Source organism: Acinetobacter sp. TR3 (genome assembly GCF_027105055.1).
GTDB lineage: Bacteria > Pseudomonadota > Gammaproteobacteria > Pseudomonadales > Moraxellaceae > Acinetobacter.
Genome location: NZ_CP114264.1, coordinates 2,191,244 through 2,210,354 on the forward strand (window position 1 = coordinate 2,191,244; position 19,111 = coordinate 2,210,354).

14 protein-coding genes are annotated in these 19,111 nt (G+C 38.9%); 5 read left to right on the forward strand and 9 right to left on the reverse strand.

All coding sequences use genetic code 11. The features are described from left to right. Positions 1-100: 100 nt before the first annotated feature. Together O1449_RS10400 and xerA are read right to left on the reverse strand one after the other, a co-directional pair. A complete protein-coding gene (locus O1449_RS10400) occupies positions 101-682 on the reverse strand; it encodes a phosphohydrolase (protein WP_269238257.1) in 582 nt (193 codons plus the stop codon). After that, positions 675-1,565, reverse strand: a complete 891-nt coding sequence (gene xerA / locus O1449_RS10405; RefSeq protein WP_269239703.1) for a site-specific tyrosine recombinase/integron integrase — start codon at positions 1,563-1,565, stop codon at positions 675-677. Before xerA ends, O1449_RS10400 begins: the two co-directional genes overlap by 8 nt. A 160-nt stretch (positions 1,566-1,725) precedes the next feature. Between xerA and O1449_RS10410 the strand changes: the two genes are divergently transcribed. Beyond that, the gene (locus O1449_RS10410; protein WP_269238258.1) at positions 1,726-2,340 is read left to right on the forward strand and encodes a LysE family translocator; all 615 of its coding nucleotides are present in this window, start codon (positions 1,726-1,728) and stop codon (positions 2,338-2,340) included. A 53-nt stretch (positions 2,341-2,393) separates the two neighbouring features. Here the strand turns inward: O1449_RS10410 and dapF are convergent, their stop codons facing one another. From dapF to O1449_RS10435, 5 genes are all read right to left on the reverse strand, one after another. Continuing rightward, positions 2,394-3,248, reverse strand: coding sequence for a diaminopimelate epimerase (gene dapF, locus O1449_RS10415; protein WP_046739412.1), 855 nt, complete (start codon positions 3,246-3,248; stop codon positions 2,394-2,396). 6 nt (positions 3,249-3,254) lie between these two features. Then, entirely contained in the window at positions 3,255-4,505 is a 1,251-nt protein-coding gene (lysA, locus tag O1449_RS10420) for a diaminopimelate decarboxylase (protein WP_269238259.1), read from the reverse strand. A 22-nt stretch (positions 4,506-4,527) separates the two neighbouring features. Further along, positions 4,528-4,740, reverse strand: a complete 213-nt coding sequence (lptM, locus tag O1449_RS10425) for an LPS translocon maturation chaperone LptM (RefSeq protein ID WP_269238260.1) — start codon at positions 4,738-4,740, stop codon at positions 4,528-4,530. A gap of 118 nt (positions 4,741-4,858) precedes the next feature. Continuing rightward, on the reverse strand, positions 4,859-6,271 hold the full coding sequence (locus tag O1449_RS10430) for an amino acid permease (RefSeq protein WP_269238261.1): 1,413 nt from the start codon (positions 6,269-6,271) through the stop codon (positions 4,859-4,861). Between the two features lie 302 nt (positions 6,272-6,573). Continuing rightward, positions 6,574-8,067 (reverse strand): alanine/glycine:cation symporter family protein, encoded by a 1,494-nt coding sequence (locus O1449_RS10435; protein WP_269229918.1) that lies wholly within the window; start codon positions 8,065-8,067, stop codon positions 6,574-6,576. Positions 8,068-8,416: 349 nt separating this feature from the next. Between O1449_RS10435 and radA the strand changes: the two genes are divergently transcribed. Together radA and O1449_RS10445 are read left to right on the forward strand one after the other, a co-directional pair. Further along, entirely contained in the window at positions 8,417-9,808 is a 1,392-nt protein-coding gene (gene radA, locus O1449_RS10440) for a DNA repair protein RadA (protein ID WP_269229917.1), read from the forward strand. A gap of 82 nt (positions 9,809-9,890) precedes the next feature. Next, positions 9,891-10,871, forward strand: a complete 981-nt coding sequence (locus tag O1449_RS10445; RefSeq protein ID WP_269238262.1) for a Tim44 domain-containing protein — start codon at positions 9,891-9,893, stop codon at positions 10,869-10,871. Between the two features lie 564 nt (positions 10,872-11,435). Here the strand turns inward: O1449_RS10445 and O1449_RS10450 are convergent. Continuing rightward, positions 11,436-13,064, reverse strand: coding sequence for an inorganic phosphate transporter (locus O1449_RS10450; RefSeq protein ID WP_269238263.1), 1,629 nt, complete (start codon positions 13,062-13,064; stop codon positions 11,436-11,438). Between the two features lie 438 nt (positions 13,065-13,502). Between O1449_RS10450 and metH the strand changes: the two genes are divergently transcribed. Together metH and O1449_RS10460 are read left to right on the forward strand one after the other, a co-directional pair. Then, a complete protein-coding gene (gene metH, locus O1449_RS10455; protein ID WP_269238264.1) occupies positions 13,503-17,189 on the forward strand; it encodes a methionine synthase in 3,687 nt (1,228 codons plus the stop codon). 151 nt (positions 17,190-17,340) lie between these two features. Beyond that, entirely contained in the window at positions 17,341-18,633 is a 1,293-nt protein-coding gene (locus O1449_RS10460; protein WP_269238265.1) for a hypothetical protein, read from the forward strand. A 96-nt stretch (positions 18,634-18,729) separates the two neighbouring features. On the opposite strand, the gene O1449_RS10465 is transcribed toward O1449_RS10460, so the two are convergent. Next, positions 18,730-19,107, reverse strand: coding sequence for an endonuclease domain-containing protein (locus tag O1449_RS10465; protein WP_269238266.1), 378 nt, complete (start codon positions 19,105-19,107; stop codon positions 18,730-18,732). Positions 19,108-19,111 lie beyond the last annotated feature (4 nt).

A 19,111-nucleotide genomic window follows, 5' to 3' on the forward strand; every position in this document is an offset into this window, starting at 1 on the left:
TGCAACTACAAATAAAAAAAACAGTCGGTTATTAAACATTCAACTTTGCAACATCATGTATCTTTTATGATCTAATTTTACTCAAAAAAGAATACCGCAATTACCATTTAAACATTGGCAATGGACTCCAAGGCTTATGCAAAAAACGTTTAAACCCAAGAAACATTAAATTCTTATGAAAACCACAATTCGGATATTGTTGCATTAAATATTTAAAAGTTTGAAAGGGAATATTTGAACGCAATAATCCTAATGAAAAATCGGCATAATCAGCCTTTCTAAAATGTTCAACTAAGGGATATTCATCACATTCGGTAGCTGTTAGCTTGTGATGCTCCGTAATCATTAAAGCTAGTTCATTTTGCCAATCAGATAATTGATTGATTTCAAGATATTGCCTCATCTGCTGAACAGAGGGTTGAATGTAATCAATCGTTTTTGCTGTCCGAATACCAATATCATGAAAAGCAACAGCAATCGCAATTTTGTCACGGGTTTGTTGGCAATCATCTTGGGCTAGGATTAAACAGCAAACAGCCACACGCTTACAATGATTCAAATAACCTTGATAGTCTGCACCTATTATTGTTTGATATTGAAATAAAATCTTCTCAATATAATTCGCACATTGAATAAATACTTCATTATCCAACGATAAAGCTGTTTCTTGTTGTTCACTCATTTTTTTGTGCTCGCGGATGGGCTTGATCATAGACTTTTGCTAATTGATCAAAATCAACATGGGTATAAATTTGGGTCGTTGATAAATTACTGTGTCCTAACATCTCCTGCACTGAGCGTAAATCACCGCTTGCTGAAAGCATATGGCTGGCAAAACAATGGCGTAATAAATGCGGATGTACATCGACATTAACATCTGCTCTTTGTGCTTGCAATTTAACGCGATTTTCAATTTGACGAGGTTGTAATGTATTTCCTCGTTGTGAGATAAATACCGCCGAATCTGCTGCAAAACTGCCTTGCCATATCCGATAAATTTTAAGCCATTCAATCAAACTTGCTTTTGCTTTGCTTCCAAACGGCACAACTCTCGTTTTATTGCCTTTACCCGTTATACGCAACAATTGTCGATTAAAATCAATATCCTTAATCTTTAACCCTTGTAATTCGGCTAAGCGCAATCCACTGGAATAAAGAAGTTCAAGCATTGCTTTATCACGTAGCCATAATTGTTGTTCGATCGGCTTCTCCGGCGCTGCCTGATCTAGAATCTGATTCACTGTTTCAATATCAATCATCCCTGGCAAAGGACGCGGCTGGCGCTTTAATCGAAAGTCTTCAGATGGATTTTGTTGTAGATACTGACCTTGCTCAGCCCACTTCATAAACTGACGAATTGATGTTAAATGGCGTTGCAGACTACTCGAACTCAATTGATCTTGCTCAACTCGTGTAGCCAAGTATTCCCTCAAATCAGATGCTTCGACATCTTCCAATCGTAGCTTTTTGTATTCACAAAACTTTAAAAAATCGGTTAAATCACGTTGATATGCTGCAATCGTATGCTCCGATTGATTTTGAATAATGCGTTCTTTTAACCACATGGAAAGAAGTTTTGTAGGAGTTTCCAAATTTCTCTCCATCTTGGAATATCGACCAACTTATATTTTAACAAATTTTCTTCTGATTTATCTTTAAACAAATCTCGAAGTATATATAGCTGTGTAATACAATATATTTCAAGTTTTCTGTAGTGCCATCATCATGTCAATGTTGCTTACCCCCTATCTAATCGCAATTACACTTCTTACGATTACTCCTGGTCTGGATACAACACTCATCATCCGTACCGCAACACTTGAAGGCAAAACGAAAGCATTTCAAGCAGCTTTAGGAATTAATCTAGGTTGTATTGTGTGGGGAGTGATCGTGGCCTGTGGCTTAGGTGCATTGTTGATGACTTCGGATCTTGCTTTTAATGCTTTGAAATGGATAGGGGCAATTTACCTAACATGGTTAGGACTTAATCTTATTTTAAAACCTCGTAGCCAACTTGCGAGTTTAAATAATTCAGCAGTGACAACGCAAAATTGGTTTATGAAAGGTTTTTGGGGAAATTTACTCAATCCCAAAGTCGGTATTTTCTATATTTCTTTTTTGCCACAGTTTATTCCACAGTCTGCATCTCCAGTCATTTGGACCATGAGTCTTGTGATGATACATGTAGTAATCGGATTAATCTGGTCAATTTTTCTAATTGCTGCGATGCAGTCCATTTCCGCTTATTTAAAGCAACCTAAATTTATTCGATACATGGATCGTATCACAGGCAGTATTTTTATCTTGTTTGCACTCAAACTCGCCTTTAGTAAAAGATAGATTATAAAAAAGCGCGTTCCAATCAACGCGCTTTTTTCTTAAACCTTAGATCATCAGCCTTGGAAATATCGTAAATCCAAACGCGCATCGTAGACATGCGTGGTTGGACCTGTCATCCACACCACATCACCTTCACGCCATGCAATATGTAACTTACCACCTGCAAGCTGAACTTCAACTTCATTGGCAAGTAAACCACGGCGCATACCACTGACCGCTGCTGCACAAGCTCCTGTACCACAAGCTAAAGTCTCGCCAACACCACGCTCAAACACACGTAACCGAATATGCTTTTCATCAATGATCTGCATAAATCCAGCATTCACGCGTGAAGGAAAACGTGTATGTGATTCTACTTGTGGGCCAATACGCTCAACATCAGCAGTTAATACATCAGGTACGATAGTCACAGCATGAGGATTACCCATGTTCACAACATCAATATTGATACTTTGATTGTCTGCAAGTTCTAGTGCGTATAAGCCTTCAATATCTTCATGTTCTTGGGTAAGAAATGGAATTTCTTCTGGAAGAAATTTTGGTGGTCCCATATTTACACGGACCCACCCATTGGCACCCAATTCAGGCTCAACAATACCCGCTTTAGTTTGTACGCGAATTTTAGTTTTGGTCGTCAGTTGACGCTCATGTACAAAGCGAGCAAAACAACGTACACCATTACCACATTGTTCTACTTCTGAACCATCAGCATTAAAAATTCGATATTTAAAATCAACATCAGGAAAATCAGGTGGTTCAACAATCAGAAGTTGATCAAAACCCACACCAAAATGACGATCGGCTAAACGTTGAATGGTTAAAGTATCTAAATAAGCTCGCTGCGTGATCAGGTCAACGACCATAAAATCATTGCCCAAACCATGCATTTTGGTAAATTCTAAATACATCTCAATTTACTCCTCAGGCAATAAACGTTCTTTTTCCCAAAGTGATTCTATGGTTTCACGTTCACGAATTAAATAGGCTTGATCACCACTGACCATAACTTCGGCAGCACGACCACGGGTGTTGTAGTTCGAGCTCATTACAAAACCGTAGGCACCTGCACCTAATACAGCAAGGACATCATTTTCTTGAAGTGCTAAATTACGCTCTTTACCCAAGAAATCACCTGTTTCACAGATTGCACCAACCAAATCCCAAGTTTTAACTTCAACATCAGGATTTGGATTCACAGATTGGATATCCATCCATGCTTCATATAAAGCGGGGCGAATTAAGTCATTCATCGCTGCATCAATGATGGCAAAGTTACGGTGATTGGTTGGTTTTAATAAATCAACTTTGGTTAATAAAGCACCCGCATTAGCTGAAATACTACGCCCTGGCTCCATATACACTTTCAAGCCCAATTTTTCTAAAGCTGGACGCATGGCATTGGCATATTCAGCAACACTTGGAGGAGTTTCGTCTTTATAACGAACACCTAAACCACCACCAATATCAATATGTTTGAGGTTGATACCCAAGCCTTTCAACTGCTCAATCATGACAATGACACGATCCAAAGCATCAACGAAAGGTTTGGTTTCTGTCAATTGCGAACCAATATGACAGTCAATTCCAACGATCTCTAGGTTGGGTAATGAAGCGGCATATTGATACGTTTCATTCACCGTATCACTTGGAATACCAAACTTGTTTTCTTTCAGACCTGTTGAGATATAGGGATGAGTTTTCGCATCCACATCTGGGTTTACACGTAATGAAATCGGTGCTTTTTTGCCTAATTTTGCTGCTACTTTTTGAATGCGATCAAGTTCAGCATAAGATTCAACATTGAAACACGCAATGCCGACAGTTAATGCTTTTTCAATATCTGCTTCTGATTTACCTAAACCAGAGAACACAATTTTTGATGGCTCACCACCTGCTGCAAGTACACGAGCGAGTTCACCACCCGTCACAATATCAAAACCTGCACCAAGTTTTGCCAAGACATTTAAAACAGCGATATTTGAGTTTGACTTCACCGCAAAACAGATTTGATGATCAATAAAATCAAAGGCACGATGCATATCTAAATAATGCTTCTCAAATGTAGATTTTGAGTAAACATATAAAGGCGTGCCAAATTGCTGTGCGAGCTGATCTAATGAACATTGCTCAGCATGCAATACTCCATTAATGCGAGTGAAACTCATGAAGATGTCCTTATTTACAAACTTAAGGTGAGGTGGTCGGTGATGATGTAACTTGGCGTTCTGACTTTAGATCAGATGAAGCTTCTGCTTTGGATGCTTCATTTTTATAAAGCAGGTATTTTGCACGCTTATCGTGATCCTGATTAGAGGGTAATTGCAACATGCCTGACTGACCACATGCAGTGAGTACCACACTACTCAGTAATAAACCGATCGAACAAATGACTTGACGCATCTGAGCACCTAACTTTTACAATTCGGAGCAGTATAGCGTGATCAACCCACAGGCTAAAGTCTAAACATAAAAAAACGCCAACTTATGCTGGCGTTTTTTTCATTCAAACTCGTCTAGCTTATTTCTTTTTCGCAAAGAAATAACCAATTGCCAAAATAACAAACCAGATTGGGCTGACTTTAAGTGACTCTAAAGTGGTTTCGTCCAAAGCAAGGAAATAAATCGTTGCAAGGAAAAATGCAATGACCGCCCAACAAGTAAACACACCACCAGGAAGTTTAAAAGTTGATTCTGCATGTAACTCAGGACGGTTTTTACGGTAGTTAATATAACTCCACATAATCACAATCCAGACACAAATAAACAGGATCGTTGATAATGTGGTCGCCAAGGTAAACGCGGTAACTTCATCATTGGTTCCTGTTTTTACTTTATAAACAAATTGTACAAATGCACCAATAAAGATACAGATCGAAGAAAAGATTAATGCTTTTGCAGGAACTGCCGATTTAGAAAGTTTTCCAAATAATTTTGGTGCTTGCTTATCCGTTGATAAACCAAACAACATACGACTGGTTGAAAATACACCACTATTCATTGATGACATCACTGAAGATAACACCACCAAATTCATAATAATCGCCGCAGAAGCAATACCCGCTTGTGAGAAGATGTTTACGAATGGGCTGACTTTAGGGTTGATTTGATCCCAAGGTGTTACACACATCACCACAAACAATGCCAATACATAGAAAATAATGATACGAATTGGAATTGAGTTAATCGCTTTCGGTAAGTTACGTTTTGGATCTTGTGTTTCAGCAGCAGTTGTACCGACCAGCTCTACACCGACAAAAGCAAAAATTGCAATTTGGAAACCTGCGAGGAAACCATCTAACCCTTTAGGGAACATACCACCATGTGTCCACAAGTTGCTAATACTCGCCGTTGTACCAACAGCATTAGTGAACCCCGTAAAGATCATCCATAAACCAACCGCAATTAAAACAATAATTGCTGTGATTTTAACCATTGAAAACCAGAATTCCATTTCACCGAATAGTTTTACAGTGACAAGGTTTAATCCCAGTACAAATAGAATCGCAACACTACTAATCAACAATCCGCCCAATGGAGTAAATGACTCACCCCCATTGAAAAATTCAAGATAGTAAATAATGGCTGATAAATCAGCGATACCAATCGTGACCCAACATAGCCAATATGTCCATCCAACAAAATAACCCGCCCAAGGACCGATTAAATCAGTGGATAAATCAATAAAAGATTTATAGTGTAAATTGGATAGAAGTAATTCGCCTAAGGCACGCATGACGAAAAACACCATGATACCGATCAAGCCATAAATGAATAAAATAGATGGTCCAGCTAAACTAATGGTTTTGCCTGACCCCATGAACAATCCCGTTCCGATTGCTCCACCAATTGCAATCAGTTGAAGATGTCGATTAGAGAGACTACGGTGGAGTCCGCCTTGATCGGTTGCTTCACTCAGATTTTGATTCGACATTTTACAAAAAATCTCCAGTATTGTTGTCCGTTAACCTGAAATCGAATCAAAACAATCTGCACCATTATTAGGCATCTTTTTTTAACACACGTTTTTGAAACGCTTTCAGTTCAACAACTTCTGCCTGTATTACTCAATATTTCAAGTGAAATAAAAATTGTATCGGATGATACGCACTAGAATAGGACAATACAATCAAGTCGCTTACAGATACTGTGACTTATTAGGTTTAAAAAAATAAGCAGCGGTAATCGCTGCTTATTTTTATTGAAATATAAAGTTATATTTCGACTACTTAATACTTATTTTTGTTTGTTTTTAATACGTTCTTCCCAGAAGGTTGCATTACGAATGCCGAGCTTAACAGGATCAAAGGTAAACTCTTTAACGCCTGCTTTTTGTTGCTCTTCATAATCTCTCAACGCTTTAATCGTTGGTTTCCAAATGAAGTAAGTGACAATAATACCAATGATATTAATCCAAGCCATTAAACCTACACCGATATCTCCAATTCCCCAAATATAACCTGTTGCACTGATTACGCCATATGAAACAGAAAGAATGATGAAGCATTTGGTGATAAATAATAAAGATGGAGTTTTAGTAATATAACTTAAATAAGTAATATTGGTTTCAGCGATATAGTAATACGCAACAATCGTTGTAAATGCGAAGAAGAATACAGCTAATGCAACAAAGATTTGTCCAAAACCACCAAATACTGTACTTACTGCCATCTGTGTAAATGCAGGAGAGCCAATTTCAGCTGTTGCAGCAACATTCTGTACAATAAATTGACCAGCTTCTAAAGTACCTTGAACATTGTACATTCCAGTAATAAGGATCATAAATGCGGTAGCTGAGCAAACAAATAATGTATCGATATAAATTGAAAATGCTTGTACTAAACCTTGTTGAGCAGGATGCTCTACCTCAGCTGCGGCAGCGGCATGTGGTCCTGTACCCTGACCTGCTTCGTTAGAATACACTCCACGTTTTACTCCCCAACCAATTGCAGCACCAAGACCTGCCATAGGAGAAAAGGCATCAGCGAAAATTAAGGAAATCACACCAGGTAACTTATCAATATTGATAAAGACAATAATTAATGCCATTACAATATAGCCAGCCGCCATAAACGGCACTACAAATTCAGCGAATTTTGCAATACGTTTGATACCACCAAAAATGATGACTGTAAGTAATGTTACAATCACAATTAAAGCGAGTAGTTTATAGGTACCGACATTTCCAAAAACAATTGCACCTTCACCTGTGATTTGTGTGAAAGCATTACCTACTGCATTTGCTTGAATACCGGGTAAAAACAAACCACATGAAATGATCGCGGCAATCGCAAATAAAATACCCAACCAACGCTGACCTAGACCTTTATCAAAATAAAAAGCGGGTCCACCACGATATTGTCCTTGATATTCAACTTTATAAATTTGACCTAAGGTTGATTCAACATAAGCAGTACTCGCTCCTAAAAATGCAACAAGCCACATCCAGAAGACCGCACCTGGTCCACCAAAACCAATTGCTGCTGCTACACCTGCAATATTACCTACACCAACACGACCTGAGAGTGAAACAGCGAGTGCTTGAAACGAAGAAATACCTTGTGCTGATGAGCCTCCTTTAATGAGTAGCCCTATCATATCTTTGATCTGACGAACTTGAACAAACCTTGTTACGACGGAGAAAAATAAACCTGCACCTAAACATAAATAGATCAGAGCTTTGCTCCAAATAATACTATTTATCCAATCAACAATTTCTGCTGCACTCATAAACACCAACCTTTTGTATAATTTTAAAATATATCAATTGATACATTTTCATTTGCCTGAGCATTAGCAATATTTATGCCATTGAATATAATTCTTATGACAACAAATGAGCAAATGCTCAAAGACCTTCCGTGGAAAAGTGAATTTAAAGAATTTTCGACTCAAAAACCTACTATATCTTACTTGTAAAAGTCTTAGATCGTGTTATTTTCTGAGCACTTCCCTTTAACCAGTCAATTACGAAAACACCGTTTAATCTTAATTCCTTATCAAGAAAATGAACGATATTGATCTTTTCCGTAATTACTCTACTTTTTAACTAATTTATCGCAAATTTTCAATTTTATATATGGCAAAAATTAAAACTGTTTATCGATGTGAACAATGTGGTGCAGATCATTCTAAATGGGCTGGTCAATGTTCTGAGTGTGGCGAATGGAATAGTCTAGTTGAAGTTCGACTGGAACCAACAGTTAGTCATAGAGCTCAGCCTAAAATGGGCGGTGGTTATGCTGGTCAAAGTGCTAATATCACAACCCTTAATCAAATCTCAGTTTCACATGAAACTCGTCTACAGACAGGTATTAGCGAATTCGATCGTGTACTCGGTGGCGGTTTGGTTACAGGCTCTGTTGTACTGATTGGTGGTGATCCAGGTATTGGTAAATCAACAATTTTATTGCAAACCGCAACTCACATGGCTAGTAAGAAAAGTTCAGCTCTTTATGTCACAGGCGAAGAATCACTTTCACAAGTTGCCTTACGTGCTCAACGTTTAGATCTGCCCACAGACCAACTCAGAGTTATGGCAGAGACTTGTGTCGAGCGTATATGTGAAGTATTGGCACACGAACGTCCTGCTATTGCAATTCTTGACTCAATTCAAACCCTATATACAGAAACTCTGCAATCTGCGCCTGGTGGTGTTTCACAAATTCGTGAGTCTGCTGCCCTCTTGACTCGGTTTGCAAAGAATAGCGGTACTGCTTTATTCCTTGTAGGTCATGTCACCAAAGAAGGTGCATTAGCTGGTCCACGAGTTTTAGAACATATGGTGGATTGTGTACTTTACTTTGAGGGGCAATCTGACTCACGTTATCGCATGATCCGTGCTGTAAAGAACCGTTTTGGTGCAGTGAATGAACTGGGTGTCTTTGCCATGACAGACAAAGGACTTCGAGAAGTTGCCAATCCATCTGCAATTTTTCTCAGTCGTTATGATGAAGCGATTCCCGGTTCAATTGTCATGATCAGCCGTGAAGGTACTCGCCCATTGTTAGTCGAAGTACAAGCTCTAGTCGATGATGCGCATGGTCAACCTCGTCGCGTTGCATTAGGTCTAGAGCAAAACCGTTTGAATATGCTCCTTGCAGTGATGCATCGTCATGGTGGTGTGCAAACATCTGGACAAGATGTTTATGTCAATGTAGTGGGTGGTTTAAAGATTACCGAGACTGGCTCTGATCTTGCGGTTTTATTGGCTTGTGCATCAAGTTTAAGAGGTAAAGCCCTGCCACAACAATTGGCAGTTTTTGGTGAGGTTGGACTGTCTGGTGAGATTCGCCCTGTACCGAATGGTCAAGAAAGATTAAAAGAAGCGACCAAGCATGGCTTTAAATATGTCATTTTACCAAGAGCTAATGCACCGCAAAAATCTATTGATGGCGTTCAAATCATTGCCGTTGCACGCTTACATGAGGCTCTCACTGAAGCAATGCAATTGAGTGACGAGTTGACATAAAAAAACATATTTTTATAGTTGAAATTACAGGTGAATGCCTGCATAAATACACTTACAAATAGGATTTAAATAGGAATTTTCGATGCAAGTACACCAGCGTGGCTTGATGGCAGCTCTTTTAATGGCAACATTGGTTGCTGCACCACTTGCAGAAGCAAAACGTGCAGGTGGTGGAAAAAGCCACGGTATGAGCAGATCTAGTTCATCTAGCCAATCTTATCAACCATCACGTCAAGCTGCTCCTGCTCAACAACAAACTGCACCTCAAAAATCAGGTCCTGGTGTTGGTTCAATGGTTGCAGCTGGTGTAGCAGGTGCAGCGGTAGGTGCAGTTGCAGCGAATGCTTTAGCTGATGATAAACCACATAACCCAACTGCCACTGATCAGCAAACAGCGAATGCTCAAGCCGCACAACAAGCCCAAGAGCAAGAGAAAAAAAGTGGAGTCCCAACTTGGATTTGGTTATTACTGATCGCAGGCGGTGCTTTCTTTATTTTCCGTAAATTCAGCGGTAAACAAAAAGTAGCTGCAAACAATCCTTATGCGCCAAATAATAACGGTCAAAATAATTTTGGTCGCCAAAATACAGCGCCTGCAGGTGACAATACCAATATTTTTGGTCAATCTGTCGGTGGCGGTACGGCTGCTCCTCAAGCACCATTTGGTGGTGCATCAATGAGTAATGGCAATCAGTTACCAGATGGTACTGAACCTGCTGCGTTCTTACGTGTAGCTCGTCAGCGTTTTAATCATATTCAATCAGTGAATAGTGCCAGTAATATTGAAGAAATTCGTCGTTATTTAACGCCTGAACTTTATTCATCTATGTACAGTGACATTATGGCCAACCAAGACCAAGATGTTGCAGAATTTAGTAATCTAAACGCAATGGTTGTAGATAGGGCTACTGAAAATGGTCAGTACGTTGTTAGCGTACGTTTTACTGGAACAGTGAGCGAAGATTTAAATAGCTTGCCACAACCTTTCACCGAAATTTGGCATTTTGTTAAGCCTGCTGGTTCGCAACAAGATTGGGTTGTTGCGGGTATTCAACAAGCTTAATTGAATTGAACATCATGTAATACATGCAAAGAGCTGTTTCGACAGCTCTTTTTTTATCGATGTTTAGAGATAGAAATAAAAAAAGCCACTCTCTATTTTGGAGAATGGCGGAGTGTAAACCCTAATTTCGATTGCCTATATTTTTAAATAGATTTAAACAGGCAGTTAAGTAAACTGTATATCTCAGTTATCTTAGCGGATAATCAAGAATAAAAATATTCCTCGTTTGGGGAATAAAACTTTTTTTGTAATAGGTTCACGTAGATCTTCTTCGCTTATTTAGGAACAATCATTACTTCAGGCATTCAGGCATTCAGGCATTCAGGCATTCAGGCATTCAGGCATTCAGGCATTCAGGCATTCAGGCATTCAGGCATTCAGGCATTCAGGCATTCAGGCATTCAGGCATTCAGGCATTCAGGCATTCAAATTAGAACAAATCTATTTGAGTTAGAGCCTAATATTCTTGGTTTGTGTCCGTATCTATCGCTATCTTATGACCCATAAAAAAGCTTTGCCGAGGCAAAGCTTTTTAAAATGATTTTAGCTTTAAAACAAATCAAATCATGATACAAACTGTAAGAACAACCAGTATAAGCCACCAGATAAACAAATCGTTGCTGGCAATGTAAATATCCATGCTGAAAGAATGGTTTTCACTGTAGCAAAATTTAAACCAGATCTGTTTGCCACCATCGTACCCGCAACAGCACTGTTTAGAACGTGAGTTGTTGAAACTGGCATACCTAAACCATCAGCAGCAGCAATCGTTGTCATTGCAACAAGTTCAGCAGACATCCCTTGACCATAAGTCATATGATTCTTACCAATACGTTCGCCCACTGTAACCACAATACGCTTCCACCCCACCATCGTACCTAAGCCAAGCGCAAGTGCCACCGCAACTTTAACCCAATTCGGAATATATTGTAGGAATGAATCAAGATTACTACGGTATTCTTTTACCACTTTGGCTTGGTCTTTATCCATTTCTGGCAAAGCTTTCGCTTTATCTAATCGCTTGAAAGTAGTCGTACTCAAATACATATCATTGCGAATTTCACTGACCGCAGCTTCTGGGATCGCTTTAAGATCGCCATAATCTGCAACACGTGTACCTAGGTGCGCTGTCATACTTGCTAATGCAGGTACAACTTCAGCCGTTTGCTCTTTGGTTTGAATATATTTGGTCAATACAGCACGCGCTTTCTCATCTGAAAACTCATTCTGATTTACATTTAAAACAGTTGCTGTTTGAGTTGAAAGTTGCTCAAATGATTGTAAATGCTCAGCATCTAAACTCTTATTCAATGAGTAAGCTAAAGGAACTAGACCAATCAAAATCAACATGATCAAGCCCATACCTTTTTGACCATCATTTGAACCATGTGCAAAACTTACACCAGTACAAGTGAAAATCAAGATCGCACGAATTAATGGTGGCGGTGGTTTATTGCCCTCAGGTGGTTGGAAAAGTTCAAGTTGACGCTTGAAAATTGTTTTCACCAACAAAAATACGATTGCAGCAAATGCAAAACCGATTAATGGAGAAAATAATAAAGCTTTACCAACTTTGATCACTTGATCCATATCAATACCACTTGCTGTACCTGTTGAGGCATTTAACAAGTGATTCATGATCCCTACACCTAAAATCGAACCGATTAAGGTATGTGAACTTGAGGCTGGAATACCAAGAAACCACGTTCCTAGATTCCAAAGAATCGCAGCAATCAGCAGTGCGAAAACCATCGCAAAACCTGCTCCACTGCCAACATTCATAATCAGTTCAACAGGAAGTAAAGCAATAATACCGTACGCAACTGCGCCACTCGCTACCATAACCCCAAGGAAGTTACAGAAACCAGCCCACATCACTGCAACGGGTGCAGGTAATGCATTGGTATAGATGACCGTTGCAACCGCATTGGCGGTATCATGGAAACCATTGACAAATTCAAAGCCTAAAGCAATGAAAAGTGCCGTAGATAGAAGAATAACTGAATATAAACTCAAAGGTGGTACATGCGCTAAGTCAGCACTCACCTGAAAACCAATATAAATAAGTGTTGCAATAATAATTGTTAAAAACACCGGCATAAAAAATTTCGGTGTTGGTACATGTACATTCGTCGATTTTGCCGTAGAACTGGCAAGCGGTGAATCCGAAACAGGAGGAAGATTAGAATTCATGTAGACGGTAAGAGGATAATAAAATCCTCTGTATTGTTTAATTAAATTATGACAATTATATGACAAAGGACTGTCATATGAAGCCAAATTTTCATATTTTTCTTACATTTTTTTGTATTTTTCAAAGAAAAAATCATCTAAATATTCATTTAAACCGTATAAAAACAATACTTTAAGTCAAAAAAATTTTACTCAGAACTATTTGTCTGATTTTGCAACAAACACAACGAAATATAAAACTTAGTTGTCATATTTCAAAATACATGTCGTCTTCTTAGGCATTATTCACCGAAATTATTGCAATTTCATGAAAGTTTTATGACATTTTCCATTTGAACCAATGAATCACCTCAAGCTAATGCTGAAAATACGCGCTTTTTCTGCGCTTCTGTTACAATGCCCCTGCTTTTTTATATTGATTATCTACTGGGGTTCCTTATGTCCACGCTTGCCACCCTAAAATCACTTCTTGCTCAACGCATTCTCATTATTGACGGTGCAATGGGAACGATGATCCAGCGCCATAAATTAGAAGAAGAAGATTATCGTGGTGAACGTTTTGCAGACTGGGCATCAGACCTAAAAGGCAATAACGACTTATTGGTTTTAACCCAACCCCAAATTATTCAAGGAATTCATGAAGCCTATTTAGATGCTGGTGCAGATATTATTGAAACCAACAGCTTTAATGGCACACGCGTTTCAATGTCTGACTATCACATGGAAGACCTCGTTCCAGAGATCAACCGTGAAGCAGCACGTCTAGCACGTGCGGCATGTGACAAATATTCAACCCCAGATAAACCACGCTTCGTTGCAGGTGTACTTGGCCCAACCTCGCGTACTTGTTCCATTTCACCCAATGTAAATGATCCTGCGTTCCGTAACATTACTTTTGATGAACTCAAAGAAAACTATATCGAAGCCACTCATGCCTTGATCGAAGGCGGTGCAGACATCATCTTGATTGAAACTGTGTTCGATACCTTGAACTGTAAAGCTGCGATCTTTGCAGTAAAAGAAGTATTTAAGCAACTTGGTCATGAACTTCCGTTAATGATCTCAGGCACGATTACCGATGCATCAGGTCGTACTTTAACAGGCCAAACCGCTGAAGCGTTCTGGAACTCGGTTCGCCACGGTGATTTACTCTCAATTGGTTTTAACTGTGCCTTGGGTGCGGATGCCATGCGTCCACACGTGAAAACCATTGCGGATGTTGCCGATACTTTTGTCTCTGCCCATCCAAACGCGGGGTTACCAAATGCTTTTGGTGAATATGATGAAACACCAGAACAAACAGCAGCGTTCATCAAAGAATTTGCAGAAAGTGGTTTAATCAATATTACAGGTGGTTGCTGTGGTACCACGCCTGATCATATCCGTGCCATTTACAATGCGGTTAAAGATATAAAACCACGTCAGATTCCTGAAACAAAGCCTGCATGTCGTTTAAGTGGTTTAGAACCATTTAATATTTATGATGATTCATTGTTCGTCAATGTCGGTGAACGTACCAACGTCACGGGTTCAAAAAAATTCCTACGTCTCATCCGTGAAGAAAAATTTGCCGAAGCTTTAGAAGTAGCTCAGCAACAAGTGGAAGCTGGTGCACAAATCATCGACATTAATATGGATGAAGGAATGCTCGATTCGCAAAATGCGATGGTACATTTCTTAAATCTTGTGGCATCTGAGCCAGATATTTCTCGTGTACCGATCATGATTGACTCATCGAAATGGGAAATCATTGAAGCAGGCTTAAAATGTGTACAAGGTAAGCCTGTCGTGAACTCGATTTCCTTAAAAGAAGGTTATGATGAGTTTGTCGAAAAGGCTCGTCTATGCCGTCAGTACGGTGCTGCGATTATTGTCATGGCATTTGATGAAACAGGTCAGGCAGATACGGCTGCACGCAAACGTGAAATCTGTAAACGTTCTTATGATGTTTTGGTCAATGAGGTGGGCTTCCCTGCCGAAGATATTATTTTTGACCCGAACGTGTTTGCAGTCGCAACAGGGATTGAAGAACATAATAACTATGGCGTCGATTTTATTGAAGCCACAGGTTGGATCAAACAAAACCTACCGCATGCCATGATTTCAGGTGGTGTATCCAACGTATCCTTCTCATTCCGTGGTAATGAACCAGTACGTGAAGCAATTCACTCGGTATTCCTTTACCATGCCATTAAACAAGGCATGACCATGGGGATCGTGAATGCTGGCCAAATGGCGATTTATGATGATATTCCCAAAGAACTCAAAGATGCGGTTGAAGATGTTGTACTGAACCAAAACCAGGGTGAATCAGGTCAAAACGCCACAGAAAAACTGCTTGAAGTGGCAGAAAAATTCCGTGGTCATAGTGGCGCACAGCGTGAAGCTGAAAACCTTGAATGGCGCAATGAGTCGGTAGAAAAACGTCTCGAATATGCCTTAGTCAAAGGGATTACTACCTTTATTGATCAAGATACCGAAGAAGCCCGCCTTAAAGCCAAACGTCCACTTGATGTCATTGAAGGCGCATTGATGGACGGTATGAATGTCGTGGGCGACTTATTCGGTTCAGGCAAAATGTTCCTGCCGCAAGTGGTGAAATCTGCACGTGTCATGAAGCAAGCCGTAGCGTGGCTCAATCCCTACATCGAAGCTGAAAAGACAGGAAACCAGTCTAAAGGCAAAGTATTGATGGCGACCGTAAAAGGTGACGTACACGATATTGGTAAAAATATCGTGGGTGTGGTCTTGGGTTGTAATGGTTATGACATCGTTGACCTTGGTGTGATGGTCCCTGCGGAAAAAATTCTGCAAACTGCGATGGATGAGAAATGTGACATTATTGGTTTATCTGGCTTGATCACGCCATCTTTGGATGAAATGGTGTTTGTTGCCAAAGAAATGCAACGTAAAGGCTTTAACATTCCATTGTTGATTGGTGGCGCAACCACTTCGAAAGCACACACTGCGGTGAAGATTGATCCGCAATATTCAAATGATGCGGTGATCTATGTGGCCGATGCTTCACGTGCAGTGGGTGTTGCAACTACCCTGCTCTCGAAAGAAATGCGTGGCAACTTTATTGCAGAACATCGTGCTGAATATGCCAAGATTCGTGAGCGTTTAGCCAATAAGCAACCAAAAGCAGCCAAACTCAGCTATGCCGAATCGATTGAAAATGGTTTCAAGGTGGATGACAACTATGTCCCACCAATTCCAAACACTTTGGGTACGCAAGTCATTACCAATTATCCATTGGCAACACTAGTTGAATATTTTGACTGGACACCATTCTTTATCTCTTGGAGCTTGGCAGGTAAATTCCCGAAAATCCTGACAGATGAAGTTGTTGGTGAAGCAGCCACTGATTTGTATAACCAAGCACAAGAGATGCTGAAAGACATTATCGAGAATAACCGTTTTGATGCCCGTGCTGTATTTGGTCTATACCCTGCACAACGTACAGGCGCAGATACCGTCAGCGTGTTTGATGAATCTGGTCAAAAAGTTACGCATACTTTTGAACATATTCGTCAGCAATCTGACAAAGTCACAGGTAAACCAAACTTATCTTTAGCCGACTTTATTAGTACCTCGAAAGACAATACTGACTATCTCGGTGGTTTCACTGTGTCGATCTTCGGTGCAGAGGAGTTGGCGAATGAATATAAAGCCAAAGGTGATGATTACTCTGCAATCTTGGTTCAGTCTTTGGCCGATCGTTTTGCTGAAGCATTTGCCGAGCATTTGCATGAGCGTATTCGTAAAGAGTTCTGGGGCTATAAAGCCGATGAGACTTTGGGCAATGAAGAATTAATCAAAGAGAAGTATGTCGGTATTCGTCCTGCACCTGGTTACCCTGCTTGTCCTGAGCATTCTGAAAAAGCAGTGCTGTTTGACTGGTTAGGTTCGGAAGCGAAAATCGGTACCAAGTTGACTGAACACTTTGCGATGATGCCACCTTCTTCTGTGAGTGGTTTCTATTATTCGCACCCTGAAAGTGAATATTTTAACGTGGGCAAGATTTCTCAGGATCAGCTTGAAGATTATGCAAAGCGTAAAGGCTGGACACTGGATGAAGCGAAGCGTTGGTTAGCACCGAATTTAGATGATTCGATTGGTTAATTGAATCCCCCTAAATCCCCCTTTATAAAAGGGGGACTTTCACGTATCTAATAAATTACGTGACCGCTCCTCCCTTTTTCAAAGGGAGGTTCGGAGGGATTAGTTTAGTAATTTTATGTTAATATAATTTATATTTCTTAAATAAAAACTTATGACAAATCAAACATTCACTGGAAGTGAACCAACATGGGCTAATGCATGTGTTGGTGATAATGGTCAACCTAATTATATAGAATATTCAAAAGGTTATTCTAAAGCTGCCAATTTACTCTTGAATAACGTTTTGAATACTCGCGGTAAAGAAGTTGACTTATACATTTACCCAATATGCTTCAATATGCGTCACTCTATTGAGCTTAGAATTAAAGAAGCTATTCAAGAAATTAATGAGTTAGCAAAAATTAAAAATGAAAAATTACCATCTTTTGACTTAATTGGCTCGCATGATATCGGCAATATATGGAGCTATTTCAAAGAGAATTCAAAAATCTTAGATATTCGTTTTAAAATGCTGAATGACAAACTAGATGCAACTATTGTAGACATTGCTGAAATAGATTCTACAGGTCAAACTTTTAGATACCCCTTTAACAATAAGCATAAAAAACATCTAGTTGATCAAAAAATCATAAACTGTGCAATTTTAAAAATTAGATTTACTGAACTAGAAAAAAATTTGGATGATCTTATACATTTAATAGATTTATTGATTGATGAATATAAATTAGGCACATTTACATCAAAACTTTCAAGAGCCCAAATTTTTAACTTTGCTAAACTACTTCCTTCATATCATGAATGGTCTAAAACTTCCTTCAAAGAAATAAAAGAAGACCTAAAGTTAAAGTACAATCTATCAAATAATGATTTTTCAAAAATAGTAAATCATATAAGAAATAATTATGAATTAAGCTATAAAATAGGTTTAAATAAAAATTTAGCTTTTTTAAGCGATAGTGATATTTTAGCAGTATGTGACATTTGGGTTACTTACTTTGAGCCAAAATTTAGGGAACTTTATAATCATACAGATTTAGTTTCAGAAGATAATTATTCAGATCAAATAGAAGAATGGATTAAAAGTTCTGAATTACATAAAAAAGGTATGAGTTTATTAGAAAATAATTTATCAGCAGATTATGTCGCTGACCTTAAAGCTTTGTACTATTTATCTATAAACCAGTACCAATATAGCGAAAACTATATATTTCGATTTAAATATTTTCAGAATGAGGCTAAATATAAAACATTATCAGACTCTTTAGATCATCTATTATCTAAAGGTACATTCTTAGAAGGATTATTAAAAAGCCTATTTTTTCTTAATCAAATAGATTTAGCTGAAAAAATTATTAAAATTTACGATTTAGAAACTATTTTCGATTTTATACCTCAAGCTAGGCAGGAAAAAAATTTTAAACATTTTGAATTATTAGGCTATTAAATTTACCTTTACTTGTAATCCTCCCAACCCTCCTTTTAAAAAAGGAGGGAGTAACATGAATCCACTACCACCATCAAATTCACGGCAAGTCCCCCTTTATAAAGGGGGATTTAGGGGGATTCTGGATTGGGCGGTTTGAAATATAAATTCAATAACAACATCAATTTCAGTCAAAACCTGCCTATTATCAAACCTTAGCACGTTTAACCCCAACTGCCCCAAAGCTTGATCTCTCGCCCGATCAGCCTCCAATCCCTCTTCTGTATAGTGCTGCCCACCATCACATTCAATAATTAAATTTGCTTTGGGACAATAAAAATCTACAATAAAATTTAGAATTGGCTTCTGTCTATAAAACTGCAATCCTAAAATCTGTTTACGTCTGATTCTTTGCCATAGTAGTTGCTCAGCATCAGTCATATTGTTGCGTAAATCACAAGATCGCTGTTTTAAGTTCTTATTGTAAGGTTGCATCAAT

What these genes read in the sequence shown, in the direction of transcription:
- O1449_RS10460 (WP_269238265.1), top strand. Translation starts at nt 17,341, where the DNA reads ATGACAAATCAAACATTCACTGGAAGTGAACCAACATGGGCTAATGCA.
- O1449_RS10450 (WP_269238263.1), bottom strand. Translation starts at nt 13,064, where the DNA reads ATGAATTCTAATCTTCCTCCTGTTTCGGATTCACCGCTTGCCAGTTCT.
- O1449_RS10435 (WP_269229918.1), bottom strand. Translation starts at nt 8,067, where the DNA reads ATGAGTGCAGCAGAAATTGTTGATTGGATAAATAGTATTATTTGGAGC.
- O1449_RS10465 (WP_269238266.1), bottom strand. Translation starts at nt 19,107, where the DNA reads ATGCAACCTTACAATAAGAACTTAAAACAGCGATCTTGTGATTTACGC.
- O1449_RS10430 (WP_269238261.1), bottom strand. Translation starts at nt 6,271, where the DNA reads ATGTCGAATCAAAATCTGAGTGAAGCAACCGATCAAGGCGGACTCCAC.
- O1449_RS10445 (WP_269238262.1), top strand. Translation starts at nt 9,891, where the DNA reads ATGCAAGTACACCAGCGTGGCTTGATGGCAGCTCTTTTAATGGCAACA.
- metH (WP_269238264.1), top strand. Translation starts at nt 13,503, where the DNA reads ATGTCCACGCTTGCCACCCTAAAATCACTTCTTGCTCAACGCATTCTC.
- O1449_RS10400 (WP_269238257.1), bottom strand. Translation starts at nt 682, where the DNA reads ATGAGTGAACAACAAGAAACAGCTTTATCGTTGGATAATGAAGTATTT.
- O1449_RS10410 (WP_269238258.1), top strand. Translation starts at nt 1,726, where the DNA reads ATGTCAATGTTGCTTACCCCCTATCTAATCGCAATTACACTTCTTACG.
- radA (WP_269229917.1), top strand. Translation starts at nt 8,417, where the DNA reads ATGGCAAAAATTAAAACTGTTTATCGATGTGAACAATGTGGTGCAGAT.
- dapF (WP_046739412.1), bottom strand. Translation starts at nt 3,248, where the DNA reads ATGTATTTAGAATTTACCAAAATGCATGGTTTGGGCAATGATTTTATG.
- lysA (WP_269238259.1), bottom strand. Translation starts at nt 4,505, where the DNA reads ATGAGTTTCACTCGCATTAATGGAGTATTGCATGCTGAGCAATGTTCA.
- lptM (WP_269238260.1), bottom strand. Translation starts at nt 4,740, where the DNA reads ATGCGTCAAGTCATTTGTTCGATCGGTTTATTACTGAGTAGTGTGGTA.
- xerA (WP_269239703.1), bottom strand. Translation starts at nt 1,565, where the DNA reads ATGTGGTTAAAAGAACGCATTATTCAAAATCAATCGGAGCATACGATT.